Annotated in this window: 7 protein-coding genes; 2 read left to right on the top strand and 5 right to left on the bottom strand. The window is 71.1% G+C overall.

Going from position 1 to position 20,010, the window contains the following annotated elements; genetic code table 11:
* Positions 1-13: 13 nt before the first annotated feature.
* From AC07PU_RS10730 to AC07PU_RS10720, 3 genes are all read right to left on the bottom strand, one after another.
* Positions 14-1,009: a FecR family protein gene (locus tag AC07PU_RS10730; protein WP_495317353.1), complete on the bottom strand. Its 996-nt coding sequence runs from the start codon at positions 1,007-1,009 to the stop codon at positions 14-16.
* 90 nt (positions 1,010-1,099) lie between these two features.
* Positions 1,100-1,612, bottom strand: coding sequence for an RNA polymerase sigma factor (locus tag AC07PU_RS10725; RefSeq protein ID WP_495317351.1), 513 nt, complete (start codon positions 1,610-1,612; stop codon positions 1,100-1,102).
* Positions 1,609-2,337, bottom strand: coding sequence for a secretin and TonB N-terminal domain-containing protein (locus AC07PU_RS10720; protein ID WP_495317349.1), 729 nt, complete (start codon positions 2,335-2,337; stop codon positions 1,609-1,611). Before AC07PU_RS10720 ends, AC07PU_RS10725 begins: the two co-directional genes overlap by 4 nt.
* Positions 2,338-2,551: 214 nt before the next feature.
* Between AC07PU_RS10720 and AC07PU_RS10715 the strand changes: the two genes are divergently transcribed.
* On the top strand, positions 2,552-3,256 hold the full coding sequence (locus tag AC07PU_RS10715) for a glutathione binding-like protein (RefSeq protein WP_093344989.1): 705 nt from the start codon (positions 2,552-2,554) through the stop codon (positions 3,254-3,256).
* A gap of 100 nt (positions 3,257-3,356) precedes the next feature.
* Here AC07PU_RS10715 and AC07PU_RS10710 read toward each other — a convergent pair whose 3' ends face one another.
* Entirely contained in the window at positions 3,357-4,133 is a 777-nt protein-coding gene (locus tag AC07PU_RS10710) for a metallophosphoesterase family protein (RefSeq protein ID WP_093344992.1), read from the bottom strand.
* A 133-nt stretch (positions 4,134-4,266) separates the two neighbouring features.
* Between AC07PU_RS10710 and AC07PU_RS10705 the strand changes: the two genes are divergently transcribed.
* Positions 4,267-5,118, top strand: coding sequence for a nucleotidyltransferase (locus AC07PU_RS10705; RefSeq protein ID WP_495317346.1), 852 nt, complete (start codon positions 4,267-4,269; stop codon positions 5,116-5,118).
* A gap of 4 nt (positions 5,119-5,122) precedes the next feature.
* Here AC07PU_RS10705 and AC07PU_RS10700 read toward each other — a convergent pair whose 3' ends face one another.
* Positions 5,123-19,972 (bottom strand): autotransporter-associated beta strand repeat-containing protein, encoded by a 14,850-nt coding sequence (locus AC07PU_RS10700; RefSeq protein ID WP_495317344.1) that lies wholly within the window; start codon positions 19,970-19,972, stop codon positions 5,123-5,125.
* Positions 19,973-20,010: the final 38 nt, after the last annotated feature.

Here is a 20,010-nt window from a genome sequence, read left to right as displayed (position 1 = left end):
TTGAGCCGCTGTCTCAGCTCAGCAGCAGCAGCCCGCCGGGCAGCGATCGCGCACGCAGCCCGAAGGTGTGCTCGAGCTGCGCCAGCGCCGAATCGAGCGAAGCCAGCCGGAAGCGGCCGCTGACCCGCTTCTCGCCTGCAGCGCCGTTCACCAGCAGCACGCGGCCCGCGCGGTAGCGGTTGATCTCGGCCAGCACCTCGGCCAGCCGCGTCTGGTCGAACACCAGCTCGCCGCGCCGCCAGGCCGACACGTTCTCGAGCGCGACGCGCGCGATGCCGCTGAGCGACTGCGCGTCGTACACCGCCTGCTGGCCGGCCTGCAGCGCGCGCACGCCGGCCGGATGCTCGATGCGCAGCGCGCCCTCGATGCAGGTCACGCAGACCTTGCCGTCGAGGTGCCGCACCTCGAAGCGCCCCGCGTGCGCGAGGCTGCGCCCGGCGCCGGCCACCACGCCGAACGGGCCGCCCTCGGCCAGCAGGTCGATCGCGGCCTCGCCCGACAGCAGGTCGATGCCCGTGAGCTGGCCGGCCGCGCGTTCGCGGCGGATCCGGGTCTGGGTGTTGAGCGTCACCTGCACGCGCGAGGCCAGCGCCAGCGTGCGCTGCTCGCCGACGGCCGTGCGCTCGTCGGCCGTGCCCTCGCCTGCCGCGGGCCAGAGTCCGCTCTGTGGGTAGGCCACCACCGCCACGCCGGCCACCGCGGCGGCGCTCACGGCCGCGCCCAGGAAGGCGCGGCGCCCGAAGTTCCGCCCCTGCAGCGCGCGCTCGTGCGCCGCGGCCGCCGCCGGGCGGGTGCGCAGGTACTCGCCGCTCACGGGCCGCAGCGCCGCCCAGCGCTGCTTGACCTCGTGGAAGGCCGCGCGGTGCGCCTCGCTGGTGTGGAGCCAGCGCTGGAAGGCCTCGGCGTCCGAGGCCTTGACCTCGCCCGAAGCGAGCAGGCGCAGCCAGACGCGCGCCTGCGCCGGCAGCGCGTCGCCCGGTGCGTCGCGGTCGTCGGCCGATGCCGTCATGGCTTCATGCCGGACAGCCCCGGTGCGCCGAAGAAACGATGGAAAAGTGCTTCACCCACCCAGACGAACGGCGCCACGCCAAACCCCCAACTATTTTTTGCCATGGTTCATCTGTGCGTCGAGGTAGTCGTGGGCGCGCTTGAGTTCGTGCTCGACCACGCGTATGGAGAGGCCCAGCCGCGCCGCCACGTCCTTCTGCTGCAGCCCTTCCCAGCGCACCAGCATCAGGATCGTGCGGCGGCGCTCGGGCATGCGGTCGATGAACTTCAGCAGGCTCGTCACCTCGGAGCGCAGCTCGGCGGTGCGCGCGGGCCCGGGCGCCGGGTCCGACAGCTCCGTCAGCGACTGCACTTCGTCGATCGACAGCGAGCGGCTCTGGCGGCGCTGGATGTCCATCGCGATGTTGACGGCCACGCGCACCAGGTAGCTGCCCGGACTCTGGATCGCGTCCTCCTCCTCGCGGCTCTGCAGCCGCAGCCAGGTGTCCTGCAGCGCGTCGCCGGCCAGGTCGCTGTTGCCCAGCAGCCGCGTCACGCGCCGCTTGAGGCTGGCGTAGTGCCGCGACAGGTAGTCCGACAGGATCGGGCGCGCGTCCTCGGTCATGGCCGGTTCTCGCAGCGCGGCGCGTCGGGGTCGGCCGGGTCGCGCGGCAGCAGCACCAGGGTCAGCGGCTGCGCCATCGCGGGCGGCGGCGCGCGGTCCACGCGCACGCGCTGCAGGGCCTCGCGCACCGCGGCGTCGCGGCGCGCATTGCCGGTCGAGGTCAGCAGGCGCGGCTTCTGCAGCGCACCGGTGGCATCGACCTCGAAGCGCAGCAGGGTGCGGTAGCCGCCAGGCGCGGTGCGCGCATCGGCGCACAGGGCCTGCCAGACGCGCGCCTGCACCCAGGCGCCGTAGTCGGTGTCCACGCCATCCGTGGCCGTTCGCGCCGCCAGCGCGCGCGCGTCGACCGGCTTCAGCACGAAGGCATCGGCCGGACCGTCGCGCATGCTTTCGGCGGCCAGGCCCGTGCCCTCGAGCAGCAGGCGCAGCGCGGTTTCGGGTGCGTGGTGGCCGCGCACGGCGGCCGAGGTGCGGCCGCTCACGGCCGCGCTGTCGAACAGCGCCGGGCGGCCCGACTGCAGCGCATAGCGCTGCAGCGCCGCGGCCAGGGGCTGCGCCGCGATGTCGAAATCGACGCCGGGCGCGGCGGCCTCGGGCAGGGCGGGCGCGTCATCCACGCGCGCCGCGTCGCTGTCGCCGGCCGCGGCCGGCGCGGGCATCCAGAGCCCACACAGCAGCGACAGCGCCAGGGCATGGCGCTGCCCACGGGCGGCGAGCGGGCGCACCCTGCGAGGAGACGAATCGAGCCGGCAAGGTGGGTGCGCCATTCTGGAAGCCCGCCATCCTCGCGCCCGAATATGACGTCGGTGCTACACCAAAGCATTCCTGGTGCCCGGCAGCGGATGCGCGGATCGGGCAATATCGCCGGCTCGCCCCGGAGGGCCGGCCGCCGGGCCGAAGCGCCCTCTTCCGTCATTCCAAGAAAGAAAGGCTCACGCCATGACCTCCCTCGCCGACTTCCCGATCACCCAGAAGTGGCCCGCCCAGCACCCCGAGCGGCTGCAGCTCTACTCGCTGCCCACGCCCAACGGCGTGAAGGTCTCGATCATGCTGGAGGAGATCGGCCTGCCCTACGAGCCGCACCTCGTGAGCTTCGGCAGCAACGACCAGATGTCGGAGGCCTTCCTCTCGCTGAACCCCAACAACAAGATCCCCGCGATCATCGATCCCGACGGCCCGGGCGGAAAGCCGCTGCCGCTGTTCGAGTCGGGCGCGATCCTGTTCTACCTGGCCGAGAAGACCGGCAAGCTGCTGAGCGCCGACCCCGCGAAGCGCTACGAGACCCTGCAGTGGGTGATGTTCCAGATGGGCGGCATCGGCCCGATGTTCGGCCAGCTCGGTTTCTTCCACAAGTTCGCCGGCAAGGAGTTCGAGGACAAGCGCCCGCGCGACCGCTACGTGGCCGAATCGAAGCGCCTGCTCGGCGTGCTCGACAAGCACCTGGCCGGCCGCGAATGGATCATGGGCGACGACTACAGCATCGCCGACATCGCGAGCTTCCCGTGGATCCGCAACCTGATCGGCTTCTACGAGGCGCGCGAGCTGGTCGGCTTCGACAGCTTCCCGAACGTGGCGCGCGTGCTCGAGCGCTTCGTGGCGCGGCCCGCGGTGATCGCGGGGCTGACGATTCCGAAGGCGGCGTGATGCCGAGGGCGAGGTGCTCGCGCGTTCGGTCGCCACGCACCCGGGCCGGCGCTTCTTCATCACGACGCGCCTGAAGGGTCGAGCGGCCGCCCTCCGCGGCTCAGTGCGCGGCCAGCTCGGGTTCCGAAGCGGACTCGCGCGGCACTTCGTAGAGATGGAACGGCGGCACGTCGGGCCGGCTGCGCTGCAGCAGCGGCTTGGCGACGTTGTAGACCGGCGTGCCGTTGATGGTGCGGCCCTCGAGCGTGCCGCGGTGCGCATGGCCGTGGAACACGGCATCGATCGGGTAGCGCAGCAGCGGCTCCTCGAGCCTGCTGCTGCCGAGGAAGGCGAAGATCTCGCTCGGCTCGCCCTGCACCGTGCCCACGATCGGCGCGTAGTGCAGCATCGCGATGCGGCGCCGGGTGCGCAGCTTGGCCAGCGCCGACTCGAGCTTCATCGCCTCGTTGAGCGCCTCCTGCACGAACATCTTGATCGCGGGCTCGCCCCACGCGCCGAGCGAGGCGCGGCCGAAACCGCCCGCGAAGCCCTTGACGCCCGCGATGCCCACGCCCTCTATCTCGCAGGCCGAGCCGTCGAGCATGCGCACGCCGATCCGCGTCAGCGCCTCGTTCACCACCTCGGGCGTGCCCGACTCGAAGTCGTGGTTGCCCAGCACGGCAACGATCGGGATCGAAAGGCCGCCGAGCTCCTCGGCCAGCACCCGCGCCTCCTCCGCCGTGCCGTAGTCGGTCAGGTCGCCGCACAGCAGCAGCGCGTCGGCCTCGTCGGCGGCCTGGGCGAAGAAGTCGCGCAGCGAACCCGCGGAGTCCTTCTGCACATGGATGTCGCCGACGGCGGCGAAGCGGACGTGGGTGGATGATTTGGGAGTAGGCATGCAACCCACCGTGCACCCCGCCGCCGCGCGCCGTCATCGGCCTCATCCCGCTGCGCTTGTAGGCGCCCGTCTGACATTCGATGGGGCCCTTTGCCCCTGCCCCGTCGTCGGCGCGGCGGCATTCACTGCGTGCATGACGCCCTCCACCATGCTCGCGCCCTCGCTCGAAGACGAAGTCGAGCCGCGGGTGGCCGATTTCTACCGGCGCGCGCTGCGCGCGCTCGACGAGGCCGGCATTCCGTTCCTCGTCGGCGGCGCGTTCGCGCAGGCCTGCTACACCGGCATCCGCCGCTCGACCAAGGACCTCGACCTCTTCATCCGCCGCGAGGACTACGAGCGCATCGCGCAGGTCGCGCTCGCGCATGGCTGGCGCACCGAAATGACCTTTCCGCACTGGCTCGGCAAGGTCTACGACGGCCAGGAGTTCATCGACCTGATCTTCAATTCGGGCAACGGCCTCATGCCGGTGGACGCGCGCTGGTTCCATGGCAACTGCCGCGCCGACGTGCTCGGCGTTTCCGTCTGCGTCGCCAACGTGGAGGACTGCCTGGTGTCGAAGGCCTTCATCATGGAGCGCGAGCGTTACGACGGCGGCGACATCGCGCACCTGCTGCAGGTCAACGCGCAGCGGCTCGACTGGCCCGGGCTGCTGGAGCGCTTCGGCGCGCACTGGCGCGTGCTGCTCGCGCACCTGACGCTGTTCGGCTACATCTATCCCGCCGAGCGCGACCACGTGCCCGGCTGGGTGATGACGATGCTGATGGGCCGCCTGGCCGGCGAGCTGCGCGCGACGGAGGCCCCGGGGGACAACGTGTGCGCCGGCACCCTGCTCTCGCGCGAGCAGTTCCTGCACGACATCGAGCGGCTCGGCTATGTCGACGGGCGCCTCACGCCCGCGAGCACGATGACGCCCGAGGACATCGCGGTGTGGACCGAGGCGATTCCCGCACGGGCCGAGGCCCAGGGCGGGAAGCCTACGGACTGAAATCTCACCACTTCACGCGAACGCCTACCCCTGCATTGACCGAACTGCCCACGCGTGCCACACCGCCCGAGGCCCACTGCTTGCCCAGTTCGCCATACAGGCTCGTGCGCTGGCTCAGCGCCAGCGTGAAGCCCGCGGCCAGCTCGGTGCTCGTGCCGCCGATCGGCGCACCCACCGGCGTGATCGCCGCCGGGTTCACGAAGCGGGCGACGTCGTTGCCCTTCGAGCTGCGGTAGACGTTCAGGCGCGCATAGGGCTGCAGCGTGCCGGCACTCGTTGCGAAGCTGCCCTTGATGCGCACGCCCGCACGCGCGGTCCAGCTGCTGTCCGCGTCCTGCTGCACCAGCGCACCGGGGATCGCCACGTCGTCCAGCCGCAGGCGCTGATGGATCAGCTGCAGTTGCGGCTCCACCGACCAGCCACCCGTGCCGAGCGCGAAGGCCTTGCCGACCTCGATCGAGGCCAGGAAGCTGTTGCCCTTGCCCGTGACGCCCGCGCTCAGTTGCGGTTGCACCGTGTAGCGATGACGGCCGGCCTGCAGCACCGTGTCTGCATAGAAGCCGTCGTCGCTCGTGAACGTGCCGTACAGGCCCAGGTACTGGCTGCGCAGGTCGTTGCGGCCTGCTGCGCCGTTCAGGAGGCCGCTGCTGAAGCCGCTGACACGCGTATCGCCCTCGAGCTGGCCCACGTAGATGCCGGCGCGCCAGTTCGGGTTGGCCCACAGGTCGGTGCCGGCCTGCAGCCCGCTCACGCGGCCCTCGGCATGCGGCGAGACGGTGCCGCCCTGGCGGATGTCCATGTCGGTGGAGATCAACCGGCCCCAGGCGCGACGGTTGCTGCCATCCACGCTCGTGCTCGCGCCGCCGCTGCCGCGCACGTCGTCGTCGCCGATGCGCTGGCTCAGGCTGGCGAGCATGCCGAGGTTGCTTTGGCGAAGCTGGTTCGGAAGTGCCGCGAAGAGAGAAGCTTCGGCGCGGTAAGTTGGCAGCGAGGCGCCCGGTTCGGCTTCGGTGCGCAGGTACCAGTTCTCGCCCTCGCCGCCCGCATCGCCCGCGTACAGGCGGTACTCGTAGGCACCGGCGTCGACACGGCCGCCCGAGAGCACGAAGGCATCCTTGCTGCTTTGCGCGGTGGTGATCGCACCGTTCTTGGCGCTGATCAGCTCGATGCCCGCGCCGCTGGTGCGTGCGCCCAGGCCGCCGAGGTTGGTGACCTGCACCGTGGTCTTGCCGCTCGCGCTGGCCGATGCGCCGTCGAGCACGAGGCGGTCGGCGATGCCTGGGTTGTCGAGCTTCGCACCGAGGCGCAGCACGCCGTTGTTGCCGACGTAGGGGCCGGTCAAGGTGAGCGTGGTGCCGGGGACCGTGCCGAGCAGGGAGACCGTGCCGGCATTGGTCAGGCCGGCCATCTTCTGGCTGAAGCCGCCGAGGTCGAGGGTGGCGCCGCTGGCCACTACAGCGCTCGATGCTGCGCTGAAGGCGTTGGTGGCGCCGGCCTTCAAGGTGCCGCCGGTCACGCGGGTCTCGCCTGCATAGTTGGCAGTGCCTGCGAACGTGAGCGTTCCCGCGCCGACCTTCACAAGTGAGCCCGTCGTACCTGTGATGGCACCCGAGATCGTGCTGTCGCCGCCGATGGCACCCGTGGTCAGCGCCTTGGTACCGAGCACCACATCGCCTGCGCCGCCAAGCGAGCCGATGCTCGTCCCAGTGGTCGTCAGATCGATGCGCACCTGGCCGCCCGCTGCATTGGTCACCGTGGCGCCCGCGGCACTCGCGGTGTCCTGCAGACGCAAGGTGCCCGCGTTGGCGATCGCGAGCTTGCCCGCATCAGCCTTGCCACCGAACTGCAGCGTGGCACCCGAAGCAATGCTGGCAGGACCAGTTCCCAACGCACCCGTAGTGTCGGTCGTCAGCGTGCCCGCATCCACCAGCGTGCCGCCGCTGTAGCTGTTGGCGCTGCTCAAGGTCAGCGTGCCCGTGCCGATCTTGCGCAGCTTGCCCGTACCGCTCATCACGCCCGCATAGGTCCCGGCAGTCTTGCTTTGGTCGAACGCGACCTCCGCGTTGTTGACGATATTGCCCTGCAGACTCGTCGCACTGCCCTGCAGCACGCCACCCTTCACCGTCGTGCCACCCGTGTAGGTGTTCGCACCGCCCAGGATCAACCGGCCGGCGTCCTCCTTCGAGATGCCGCCCGTGCCGCTGAGCGCCACATTGAGGGTCGCGGTCATGGTCGCACCGGCAGCGGTGCCGTCGCCCACACGGATCACCGAGTTCGCGTTGTCCACCACGATGCCGTCGCCCTGCACCACGTAGCCATCGGTGGCGAACTGCGCACCGGCGATGCGCACAGCACCGCCTGCTGCATCGACCGTCACGGTGCCGGCCTTGCCACCGAACACCGCGAACTGGTTCTGTGCCCAGTTGGCGTTGAGCTTGCCGTCCATGTCGGTCCAGGCATCCATCGAGGGCTGCGGGTTGCCCACGCGCCAGGTGCCGCTGCCGCCGGCCACCTGGCCGTCGTTGTACTTGGTGCTGTCGCCGCCATCCCAGAAGTTCAGCGACAGGCCCGCGCGGTTCACCAGGTTGACCTGGTTCGCCACCGAGGTCTGCACCTGCAGGTCGACCGTCTTGGCCGAGCCCGGCACGGTGCCGATGTCCAGGCCGTTGTCGGTGAAGCTGCCGCCGTAGCTCATCAAGCGATACAAGCCGGGCCCGAAGCTGCCGCCTGCGGACTGCGCGATGTTCAGCGTGCCGTCGAGGTTCAGGTTGCCCGTCACGTTGATCAGGTCGTTGAGCGCGCCGCCGGGAACGCCGGCCTGGCCAAGTTCGTAGTTGAGCGTGGAGCCGCCAGCCAGGGTCAGTGCTCCCAGGGTCAACGTGCCGGGGCTGTTACCCGCCGCAAGGATGCCGCCCTTGTCGATGGTCACCGCGCCCGCGATGCTGCCGCTGCCAGCGAGCGTCGCGCCCGCTTGCACCTGCACGGCACCCGTACCCGTCGCACTGCCGCTCTTGTTGTTCACGCTCAGCGTGCCCGCACCGACGGTGGTGCCGCCGGTGTAGGTGTTGGCGCCCGTGACCGTCAGCGTGCCAGTCCCCACCTTGACGAGCGAGCCACCCGTACCGCCGATCGTGCCCGACAGCGTGCTGTTGGCATTCAATCCACCGAGCGTGAGCGCCTTCGCGCCCAGCGCGATGTCGCCCGCACCACCGAGGGTGCCGATGCTCACGCCCGTCGTGGCCTGGTCGATGCGCACCTGCGCACCGGCCGCGTTGCTCACCGTGGCCTTGTCGGCCGTCGCGCCGTCCGCGAAGGCCAGCACGGCGCCCGGGGCGTTGACGAGGCTGGCGCTGCCCGCGCTCGCGTTGCCTTGCAGGCGTACCGTGCCGCTGTTGGCGACCGACAGGCTTCCCAGGTCCGCCTTGCCGCCGAACTGCAGGGTGGCGCCCGAAGCCACGCTCGCCGCTCCGCTGCCGAGGGCGCCGGTCACGTCGGTGGCCAGCGTGCCCGCGTCGACGAAGGTGCCGCCCGCGTAGCTGTTCGCGCTGGTCAGGGTCAACGTGCCCGTGCCGATCTTGCGCAGCTTGCCGCTGCCGCTCATCGTGCCCGCGTAGCTGCCGGTCTTGGCTTGATCGAACACGACTTCGGCGTCGTTGACGATGCCGCCTTGCAGGCTCGCCGTGTTGCCTTGCAGAACGCCGGCCTTCACGGTCGTGCCGCCCGTGTAGGTGTTGGTGCCTCCGAGGATCAGGCGACCCACGTCGTCCTTCACCAGACCGCCCGCGCCGGTCAGCGCGACGTTGACCGTGGCCGTGCGATCGACGTCATTGCCCGACCCATCGCCCACGCGCACCACCGACCCCGAAGCACCGAGCTCGATCGCATCGCCTTGCAGCACATAGCCATCGGCCGCGAACTGCGCGCCGTTGATGCGCACCGTGCCGCCCGCGTTGCTGACCGTGACCGTGCCACCCGTGCCGCTGAACACCGCGAACTGGTCCTGCGCCCAGGCCGCGTTGATCTTGCCGTCGGCACCAGTCCAGCCGTCTCCGGGCACGCCCACACGCCAGGTGCCCGTGCCGCCCGCGACCTTGCCGTCGTTGTACTTCGTGTTGTCGCCGCCGTCCCAGAAGTTCAGCGACAGGCCCGTGCGATTCACGAGATTGACTTGCTGCGCCACCGAGGTCTGCACCTGCAGATCCTTCGCCGCGATCGGCGCACTGCCGATGTCCAGGCCGTTGTCCGTCAGGCTGCCGGTGTAGTCGATCAAGCGGTAGATGCCCGCGCCGAACACGCCGCCCTTCGATTGCGCCACGTTGAGCGTGCCGTCGAGCTGCAGATTGCCGTTGACCTGGACGCGGTCGTTGAGCGCGCCGCCCACGGTGTTCGCTTGACCGAGGTCGTAGTTGAGCACCGCACCATCGGCGAGGCTCAGGCTGCCGAGCGTGAGCGTGCCGACGCCTGCATTGCCAGCCGACAGCACACCGCCCTTGGCGATGCTCACCGCCCCCCCCACGCTGCCATTGCCTGCGAGCGTTGCGCCGCCCTGCACTTGCACGGCGCCGGTGCCGGTCGCGCTGCCACTCATGTTGGTCACGGCCAGCGTGCCGCCCGCCACCGTGGTGCCACCGGTGTAGGTATTGGCACCGTTCAGGCCGAGCGTGCCGCTGCCGACCTTCACGACCGCCCCACCGTTGCCGCTGATCGTGCCCGACAGCGTGGTGCTCGTGTTCAGGCCACCCGTGGTCAGCGCCTTCGCGCCCAGCTGCACGTCACCCGCGCCCTCGAGCGAGCCGATGCTCACACCCGCCGTAGTGAGCTTGCTGATGCGCAGCAGCGCCCCCGCGTTGTTCACCACCGTCGCCTGGTCCGCACTCGCGCGGTCGGCGAAATCGATCACCCCACCGCTCTCGTTGACCAGGCGCGCCTGCCCGGCGCTCGCGTCGTCGAGCAGGTTGACCTGTCCACCGGCGAAGTTCGTGATCTGTGCCTTGCCGCCATTCGCGTTGAACCACAGCGTGGTCGAGCCGCCGCGGTTCTCGATCACCGCATTGCCCGCGCTCGAGCTGTCGCGGAACTCGACCGAGGCGCCCTGGTTCACCGTGATGCTCGCGTTGCCGGCCGAGCTGCTGTCGCGGAACGCGACGAAGCCGCCGTTGTCGGTCTGTGCCTTGCCGCGTGCGGCCACCGTGATCGCGAGCGCGCCCGCTTCGGCCGTGTGGGTGAAGGCCAGCGAGGCGTTGTCCGCCACGGACACCGGGCCGCTGCCCAGTGCGCCCGTGACCAGTGCCTCGACCGCGCCCGCGGCAACGTCGGTGCCGCCGGCGTATGCATTGGCCGCACCGAGCTGCAAGATGCCCGCGCCGATCTTGCGCAGGCTGCCCGCGCCGCTCACGGTGCCGTTGAGCGCGACGGTCCGGTCGATGTCGAAGCTGTTGACACCCGCCCCCAGGCTCACGGCGCGCGTCCCGGTGCTGTCGCCGGTCACGTGCAGGGTGGTGCCCTCGAGCGCGAGGCCACCCGTGGCCGCGCCGAGGTTGGCGTCCGAAGCGATCTGCAGAATGCCACCCTTGACGGTGGTGCCGCCGCTGTAGCTGTTGCTGCCATCGAGCACCAGGGTGCCCTGGTCTTCCTTGACCAGGCCGCCCGTGCCGGTCAGCGAGGACGCGATGGTCGCCGTCATGCCCGCGCCGGCCGCGGTGCCGTCGCCCACGCGCACGCTGGTCGCGGCATTGCCGAGCTCGATCGCATCGCCCTGCACGCGGTAGCCGTCGGTGGCGAACTGCGCGCCGGTAATGCGCACCGTGCCGCCCGCGTCATTGACCGTGACAGTGCCGGCAGTGCCGCCGAACACCGCGAACTGGCCTTGCGCCCAGGCCGCATTGATCTTGCCGTCGACACCGGTCCAGCCGTCGCCCGGAATCCCGACACGCCAGGTGCCCGAGCCGCCGGCCACCTGGCCGTCGTTGTACTTGCTCGCGTCGCCGCCATCCCAGAAGTTCAGCGACAGCCCCGCGCGGTTGATCAGGTTGACCTGCTGCGCCACCGAGGTCTGTACCTGCAGGTCGGTCTTGGCGCCGGGTGCGGTGCCGATGTCCAGGCCGTTGTCGGTCAGGCTGCCCGTGTAGCTGATGAGCCGGTACAGGCCCGCGCCGAAGCTGCCGCCCGCGGACTGCGCCACGTTGAGCGTGCCGTCGAGCTGCAGGTTGCCGTTGACGTTGACGAGGTCGTTGAGCGGACCGCCGACGGTGTTGGCCTGGCCGAGCTGGTAGTTCAGCGCCGCGCCATCGGCCAGGCTCAGGCTGCCGAGCGTCAAGGTGCCGGGGCCCCCATTGCCCGCCGACAGCACGCCGCCCTTGGCAATGCTCACCGCGCCCGCGATGCCGCCGCTGCCCGCGAGCGTCGCGCCGCCTTGCACCAGCACGGCGCCCGTGCCCGTGGCGCTGCCGCTGGCGTTGTTCACGGCGAGCGTGCCACCCGCCACCGTCGTGCCGCCGGTATAGCTGTTCGCGCCACTCAGCGTGAGCGTGCCGCTGCCGACCTTGACGATCGAACCGCCCGTGCCCGAACCCGGCTGCACGAAGACACTGCCCTTGTCGCCGACGGTTCCCGACAGCGTGTCGCTGGTGTTCAGCCCGCCCACGGTGAGCCGCGTGGCGCCGAGAACGACAGCGCCCGCGCCCGAGAGCGAACCGAGTTCGACACCGGTCTTGGCGGTCGAGCCCGAGACATCGACCACGCCGCCCGCGGCATTGGCGACCGTGGCACCCGTGCCCGAGCTGTTGTCGGCGAAGCGCACCAGGCCGCCCGATGCATTGCCGATCTGCGCGCCGCCGGCCGTGGCGTTGCCGCCGAAGCTCAGCTGGCTCTTGCCGCCGTTGGCGATGGTCGCGCTGCCGGCGCTGGCATCCTGGAAGAAGTAGACCGACCCGCCCGCGTTGGCGATGGTCGACGTGCCCGCGCTGGTGTTGCCGCTGAACTGCACCGAGTTCACGCCCGCTGTCTGCCAGCCCGCGCCGTTGAGCGTGATCTTCGAGCTCGCGGCCGTGGCGTTCTGCGCGAAGGCCAGCATGTTGCCGCTGTCCGCGCTCGCGGCGCGGCCCACGGTGTAGTCGTTGCCGCCCGCGCTCGCCTTGTCGGTGTAGAGCAGCGTGGTGCTATTGCCCTGCTGGCGCACCGCGCCGCTGCCGAGCACGCCGCTGGCGGTGGTGGTGATGCTCGCGCCGTCCTGCAGCAGCGTGCCGCCGCTGTAGCTGTTGGCCGCCACCAGGCCCAGGGTGCCGCCCTTGCCGGTCACGGTGAGCAGCCCGTTGCCGCTGATGAGACCGCCCACGCCGAAGACGCTGTTGCCCAGGTCGATGGTGCCGCCGCCCGCGCCGAGCGCGAGCGCGCGCGAGGCGAAGAACGGCGCGGAGCCGGTCGCGATGCGCAAGGTGCCGCCATCGAGCGCCAGGCCCTTGCCGAACGCACCGAGGTTGTTGTCGGCCGAGATCTGCAGGATGCCGCCCTTGACCGTGGTGCCGCCCGCATAGCTGTTGTTGCCGGTCAGCACCAGCGTGCCGCCGTCGTCCTTCACGAGGCCGCCCGCGCCGCCGATCGACGCCGCGATGGTCGCGGTCATGCCCGCGCTCGCGCTGGAGCCGTCGCCCACGCGCACCACCGTCTGCGGGGCGCTGATGGTGAGCGGGTCGCCGTTGATCGTGTAGCCGTCGACCGCGAACTGCGCGCCGCCCAGGCGCACCGCACCGCCCGCGCCCTTGTTGTCCACCGTGACGGTGCCGGCCTGGCCGCCGAAGATCGCGAAGCCGTCCTGCACCCAGGTGCCGTTGGCCAGCCCGTTGGCATCGGTCCAGTTGTCACCGGGCGCGCCCGCGCGCCAGGTGCCCGCGCCGCCCGCGATCTTGCCGTCGTTGAAGTTGGCGCTGTTGCCGCCGTCCCAGAGGTTCAGCACCAGGCCGTCGCTGTTGAGCAGGTTGACCTGGTTCGCCACCGAGGTCTGCACCGAGAGCTTGCCCGTCGGCGCCGTGCCGATGTCCAGCCCGTTGTCGGTCAGCGTGCCCGTGTAGTTGATCAGGCGGTACAGCCCCGCGCCGAACTTGCCGCCCGCGCTCTCGGCCACGTTGAGCGTGCCGTCGAGCTGCAGGTTGCCGTTGACGTTGATCAGGTCGTTGAGCGAGCCGCCGGCCACGCCGGCCTGGCCCAGCTCGTAGTTGAGCGTCGAGCCGGCATCCAGGCTCAGCGCGCCGACGCTCAGGGTGCCGACGCCGCCATTGCCCGCCGACAGGGTGCCGCCCTTGGCCACCGTGACCGCGCCCGCGATGCTGCCGGTGCCCGCGAGCGTGGCGCCGCCCTGCACCTGCACGGCGCCCGTGCCGGTCGCGCTGCCGCTCGCGTTGTTCGCGGCCAGCGTGCCGGCCGCCACCGTGGTGCCACCGGTGTAGCTGCTGGCCCCGGTGAGCGCCAGCGTTCCGCTGCCCACCTTGACGACCGAGCCACCGGTTCCGCTGATCGTGCCCGACAGGGTGGTGCTGGTGTTGAGCCCACCCGTGGTCAGCGCCTTCGCGCCCAGCAGCACGTCGCCCGCGCCGTCGAGCGCACCGACGCTGGTGCCCGCATTGACGAGGCTGCCGATATCGAGCTTCGCGCCCGCGTTGTTGACCACCGTGGCCTGGTCGGCGCTCGCGCGGTCGAAGAAGTCGATCAGCCCGCCGCTTTCGTTGACCAGCCGTGCCTGCCCCGCGCTCGCGTCGTCGAACAGGCGGATGCGGCCACCCGCGAGGTTGGTGATCTGCGCCTGGCCCGCGCTGGCATTGAGCCGGAAGTCGGTCGAGCCACCGCGGTTCTCGATCACGGCCTTGCCCGCGCTCGAGGTGTTGCGAAATTCGATCGAGGCGCCCTGGTTCGCCACCAGGGTCGCTTCGCCGGCCGAGCTGCCGTTGATGAACTGCACGAAGCCGCCCTTGTCGGCCGGCGCGCCGCCACTCGCGGCCGCGGTGATCGCGAGCTTGCCCGCCTCGGCCGTGTTGGCGAAGACCAGCATGGCATTGCCCGCCACCGACACCGGCCCGCTGCCGAGCGCGCCCGTCCCCGTCGCATTGATCCTGCCCTGCGCGATCTCGGTGCCACCCGTGTAGTCGTTGGCCGCGATGAGCTGCAGCAGCCCCGCGCCGGTCTTGCGCAGGCGGCCCGCGCCGCTGACCTTGCCCCCGAGGCTCAGGGTCTCGACCGGGACCACCTCGAAGGTGGCCACACCCGCGCCCAGGCTCACGGCCCGCGTGCCCGAAGCGCCGCCGGTCACGTGCAGCGTGGCGCCGTCCTCGAGCGCGAGGCCGCCCGTCTCCGCGCCGAGGTTGCCGTCGGAAGCGATCTGCAGCACGCCGCCCTTGATGGTGGTGCCGCCGCTGTAGCTGTTGACGCTGTCGAGCACCAGCGTGCCGAGGTCTTCCTTCACCAGGCCGCCAGTGCCGGTCAGCGCGGACGCGATGGTCGCCGTCATGCCCGCGCCCGCGTTGGTGCCGTCGCCCACGCGCACCACCGTCTGGGGTGCGGTGATCGTGAGCGCATCGCCGTTGATCGTGTAGCCGCTCACCGCGAACTGCGCGCCGCCGAGGCGCACCGGATTCGCACCGACCTGCGTGTCGACCGTGACGGTGCCGGCCTGGCCGCTGAAGACGGCCACGCCGTCCTGCTGCCAGCCGCCGTTGAGCTTGCCGTCGATGCCGGTCCAGCTCGAGCTGGAGCCACCCGCGCGCCAGGTGCCGCTGCCGCCCGCGACCTTGCCGTCGTTGAAGTTCGCGGGCGTGCTGCCGTCCCACAAGGTGAGCGTCACGCCTTCGCTGTTAACCAGGTTGACCTGGTTCGCCACCGCGGTCTGCACCTGCAGGTTCTTCGCGTCGGTCGGCGCCGTGCCGATCTCCAGCCCGTTGTCGATCAGCGTGCCGGTGTAGTCGATGAGGCGATAGAGGCCGGCGCCGAACTTGCCGCCCGCGGACTGCGCGATGTTGAGCGTGCCGTCGAGCTGCAGGTTGCCGTTGACGCTGATCAGGTCGTTGAGCGCGCCGCCCGCCACGCCGGCCTGGCCGAGCTCGTAGTTCAGCACGGAGCCGGCCGCGAGGTTCAGGCCACCGAGCGTGAGTGTGCCGACGCCGCCCGCCACACCCGCATTACCGGCCGACAGCACGCCGCCGTCGGCGACCGTGACCGTGCCCGCGATGCTGCCGGAGCCCGCGAGCGTGGCGCCCGACTGCACCTGCACGCCGCCGGTGCCGGTGGCGCTGCCGCTCGCGTTGTTCGCGGCCAGCGTGCCGCCCGCCACCGTCGTGCCACCGGTGTAGGTATTGGCACCGTTCAAGCCGAGCGTGCCGCTGCCGACCTTCACGACCGACCCACCGTTGCCGCTGATCGTGCCCGACAGCGTGGTGCTCGTGTTCAACCCGCCGGTGGTCAACGCCTTGGCCCCCAGCTGCACGTCACCCGCGCCCTCGAGCGAGCCGATGCCCACACCCGCCGTAGTGAGCTTGCTGATGCGCAGCAGCGCCCCCGCGTCGTTCACCACCGTCGCCTGGTCCGCGCTCGCACGGTCGGCGATGTCGATCACACCGCCGTTCCCATTGACCAGGCGCGCCTGCCCGGCACTCGCGTCGTCGAGCAGGTTGACCAGCCCGCCGGCGAAGTTCGTGATCTGCGCCTTGCCGCCATTCGCGTTGAACCACAGCGTGGTCGAGCCGCCGCGGTTCTCGATCACCGCATTGCCCGCGCTCGAGCTGTCGCGGAACTCGACCGAGGCGCCCTGGTTCACCGTGATGCTCGCGTTGCCGGCCGAGCTGCTGTCGCGGAACGCGACGAAGCCGCCGTTGTCGCCCGGCGCGCCACCGCGCGCGGCCACGGTGATCGCGAGCGCGCCCGCTTCGGCCGTGTTGGTGAAGGCCAGCGAGGCGTTGTCCGCCACGGACACCGGGCCGCTGCCGAGCGCGCCCGTGACCAGTGCCTCGACCGCGCCCGCGGCCACGTCGGTGCCGCCCGCGTATGCATTGGCTGCACCGAGCTGCAAGGTGCCCGTGCCGATCTTGCGCAGGCTGCCCGCGCCGCTGACCGTGCCGTCCAGCGCGACGGTCTGGTCGATGTCGAAGCTGTTGACCCCCGTGCCCAGGCTCACGGCGCGCTTGCTGGCCGTGTCGCCCGTCACGTGCAAGGTGGCGCCTTCGAGCGCGAGGCCGCCCCCGACCGCGCCGAGGTTGGCGTCCGATGCGATCTGCAGGATGCCGCCCTTGACGGTGGTGCCGCCGCTGTAGCTGTTGCTGCCGTCCAGCACCAGCGTGCCCAGGTCGTCCTTGACCAGGCCGCCCGCGCCGGCGATCTCGGAAGCGATGGTCGCGGTCATGCCCGCACCCGCCGCGGTGCCGTCGCCCACGCGCACCACCGTGGCCGGCGCGCCGATCGTGAGCGCATCGCCGTTGACTGTGTAGCCGTCGACCGCGAACTGCGCGCCGCCGATGCCCACCGGCTTCGCCCCGCCCTGGGTGTCGACCGTGACGATGCCGGCCTGGCCGCTGAAGATGGCCACGCCATCCTGCTGCCAGCCGGCGTTGAGCTTGCCGTCGACGCCGGTCCAGCTCGAGGTCGAGCCGCCCGACCGCCAGGTGCCGCTGCCGCCCGCGATCTTGCCGTCGTTGAAGTTCGCCGGATCGCCGCCGTCCCACAAGGTGAGCGCCACGCCTTCGCTGTTGACCAGGTTGATCTGGTTCGCCACCGCGGTCTGCACCTGCAGGTTCTTCGCGTCGGTCGGCGCGGTGCCGATCTCCAGGCCGTTGTCGGTCAGCGTGCCGGTGTAGTCGATGAGCCGGTAGAGGCCGGCGCCGAACTTGCCGCCCTGCGACTGCGTCACGTTGAGCGTGCCGTCGAGCTGCAGGTTGCCGTTGACGCTGATCAGGTCGTTGAGCGCCCCGCCCGCCACGCCGGCCTGGCCGAGCTCGTAGTTCAGCGTCGAGCCGGCCGCGAGGTTCAGCCCGCCGACGGTCAGCGTGCCCGCGCCGCCGGCACCGGCACCGGGCGACAGGATGCCTTCGCCGACGTTCACCGTGCCCGCGATGCTGCCGCTGCCGCCGAGCGTGCCGCCGCCCTGCACCTGCACCGCGCCGCTGCCGGTGGCGCTGCCGCTGGTGTTGGCGACGATCAGCGTGGTGCCCGTGACGGTCGTGCCGCCGCCGTAGGTGTTGGCACCGGTCAGCCCCACCGCGCCCGTGCCGGACAACGCGAGCGCGCCGTCGCCGTCGATGGTGCCGGTCAGCGTCAGCGGGTTGCTGCCGTCCACGCCGAGCGTGGCGCCGGCACCCAGCGTCACGCCGTTGTTCACCCCGATGTTCGCCACGCCGCTGCGCAGGTTCGCGTTGCCGGCCACCGAGAGCTTGCCGCCCCCCAGCGCGAGGCCGTCGCCGAGGCTCAGCGTGCCGCTGTTGAGCGTGGTGCCGCCGGTGAAGCCGTTGGCCTTGCCGAGCGTCAAGGTGCCGGTGCCGCTGTAGATGATGCCGCCGGTGCCCGTGATCTGACCGCCCAGCGCGATGTCGTTCGCGCCATCGACGTTCAGGTTCGCATTGAGCACCACGTCGTTCGCGAGGTTCACGGCCGCGCTCGCGTCGAGCGCGGCCGTGCCGCTCACCGTCAGGTCGCCCCCGCCGAGCGAGGTGTCGGTGCCCACGCGCAGCGCGCCGGATTCCAGGTTCACGCCGCCCGAGAAGTTGTTCGCGCCGCCCAGCGTGAGGCGGCCCGTGCCGTTCTTCGTCAATGCGCGCAGGCCGGTGATCGCACCGTTGAGCGCGAGGTCGTTGCTGCCGCCGACGGTGAGCGCCGCATTGAGGCGGAAGTCGTTGGCGAGGCTCACCGCCTGGTTCGCCTCGAGCGAGCTCGGGCCGCTGACCGTGACGCCGGCCTGGCCCAGCGCCGTGTCGTTGCCCACGGTGAGCGTGCCGGCGCCGAGGTTGAAGCCACCGGTGAAGGTGTTGGCACCGTTGAGCGTGACGCCCGGCGCGCCGGCCAGGCTGATGCCGCCGGCGCCGCTGATCGTGCCATTGAGCGTGAGCGCGCCGCCGCTGCCGGCCGCGCCGAAGTTCAGCGTGTTGTTGAGCACCACGTTGTTGGCGAGCGTCACGCCGGCCGCGCCGGTCAGCACGGAGGCGCCGTCGATGGTGAGGTCGCCGGTGCCGAGCGCCGTGTTGCTGCCCACGTCCAGCCTGCCGCCGCCCATCGTCGTGCCGCCGCCATAGGTGTTGCTGGCGGCCAGTGCAAGGTTGCCGTTCGACCTCAGGCTGCCGGCCCCCGAGATGGGCGCGCCGAAGGTCAGCGTGCCCGTCCCGTCGAGCGTCAGCGCGCCGCTGAGCTGCACCTGGTTGTTGAGCGTGCCGGTGAAGAAGGTGTTGAGAGCGACATTGCCGCCCACCAGGAACAGGCCCGAGCCGAGCGCACTCGCGTTGCCCAGCGTCAGGCCGCCGCCGTTGAGTGCGAAACCGCCGCTGAAGGTGTTGACGCCGTTCAGCGTGAGCGTGCCGGTGCCGTTCTTGATGAGGCCGGCGCCGCCGCTGACGGTGCCGCCCAGCGTGAAGCTGTTGGCGCCCTGCACGATCAGGCCGCTGGTGAGGTTCACGTTCTGCGCCAACGCGAGGCCATCCACCGAGGCCTGCATCGCGCCGCCGCTGCCGGTCAGCGTGCCGGTGCCGAAGGACAGCGCGCTGTCGAAGATCGCGATACCGCCGTTGAGCACGGCGCTGCCGCTGACGACCGGGCCCTGCAGGGTCCAGGTTCCGCTGTTGACCAGGAGGTTCTCGAAGTTGAGGTACTGGGTCGACGAGATCGTGCCGCTGCCCCCGCTGCCCGAGCCCGGGCCGCTGACGGTGTTCTGCAGCACCAGCGTGTCGGTGCCGCCCACGCCCGCATCGACCGTGCCGGCGGCCGCGTAGGCCAGCAAGCTGTTCGCCGCCGTCGGGACCGTGACGCCGGGCAGCGGCCCCAGCCCCCCGTTGATGCTCGAACCGGTGACCGCGATGAAGGTGTCGTCGCGTTCGCCGCTGCCGAGCGCGACGCTGCCATTGATGGTGCCCGCATTGACGAAGCGGTTGCCGCCGGCGGTCGGGCTCTGGAACGCGACCCGGCCCGTGATGGTGCCGGTGTTCGTGAAGTTGACGTTGCCGCCGCCGTAGATGCCGACCGCGATGCCATTGATCGGGTCGAAGGCTCCCTGCGCGGCGAGTCCGATCGTGCCCGCGTTGGCGATCGTGCTCTGGCCGGCGTTGGCGATCAGCATGGCGATGCCCGACAGCCCGAAGGTACCGTTGTAGGTGCCTTCGATGCTGCCCTGGTTGTTCACCGCCAGCGCGCCGCTGCCGGGCGCGATCAGGTTGCCGATCGACAGCGCGCGCGCCAGCACCAGCGAGCCCGCCGCATTGGCATCGATCGCACCCAGGTTGGTGAGCGTGATGCCGGTGCCGCCCAAGTTCAACGCCGTGCCGCCGGGCAGCGTGCTCATGACCGTGCCGGCCTGCACCGTGACGTTGAGACCGTTCGCGTTGCTCAGGAAGCTGTTGGGATTGGGCGGCAGCAGGATCGGCGCGCCGGTGCAGCTGACGAAGGCGCCGTCTCCCGGCGCGGCCGGCGTGCAGGCGGCCCAGGCCGCACCGCCCGCGAGCTGCAGCGCACCGAACACCCCGAGTGCCGGAAGCATGCCGATCCTGGTCAGCCCCACGAGACGTGTCGCGCGGCCCGCACGCTGGCTGGTGCTGCGCTTGCCGCGCGCGCGCGTGGTTTCCGAGACGGCCACCCAGGCGCCGATGGCGGCATTCCAGATCGTCTTGTAGGCGCTGTTCATGAACGGCTCGCTTCCGTGGTCGGCGTGCGGAAGGCGCT

This window comes from Variovorax sp. GW821-FHT10D07 (assembly GCF_059415325.1).
This window is presented reverse-complemented; position numbering and strand designations above follow the sequence as displayed.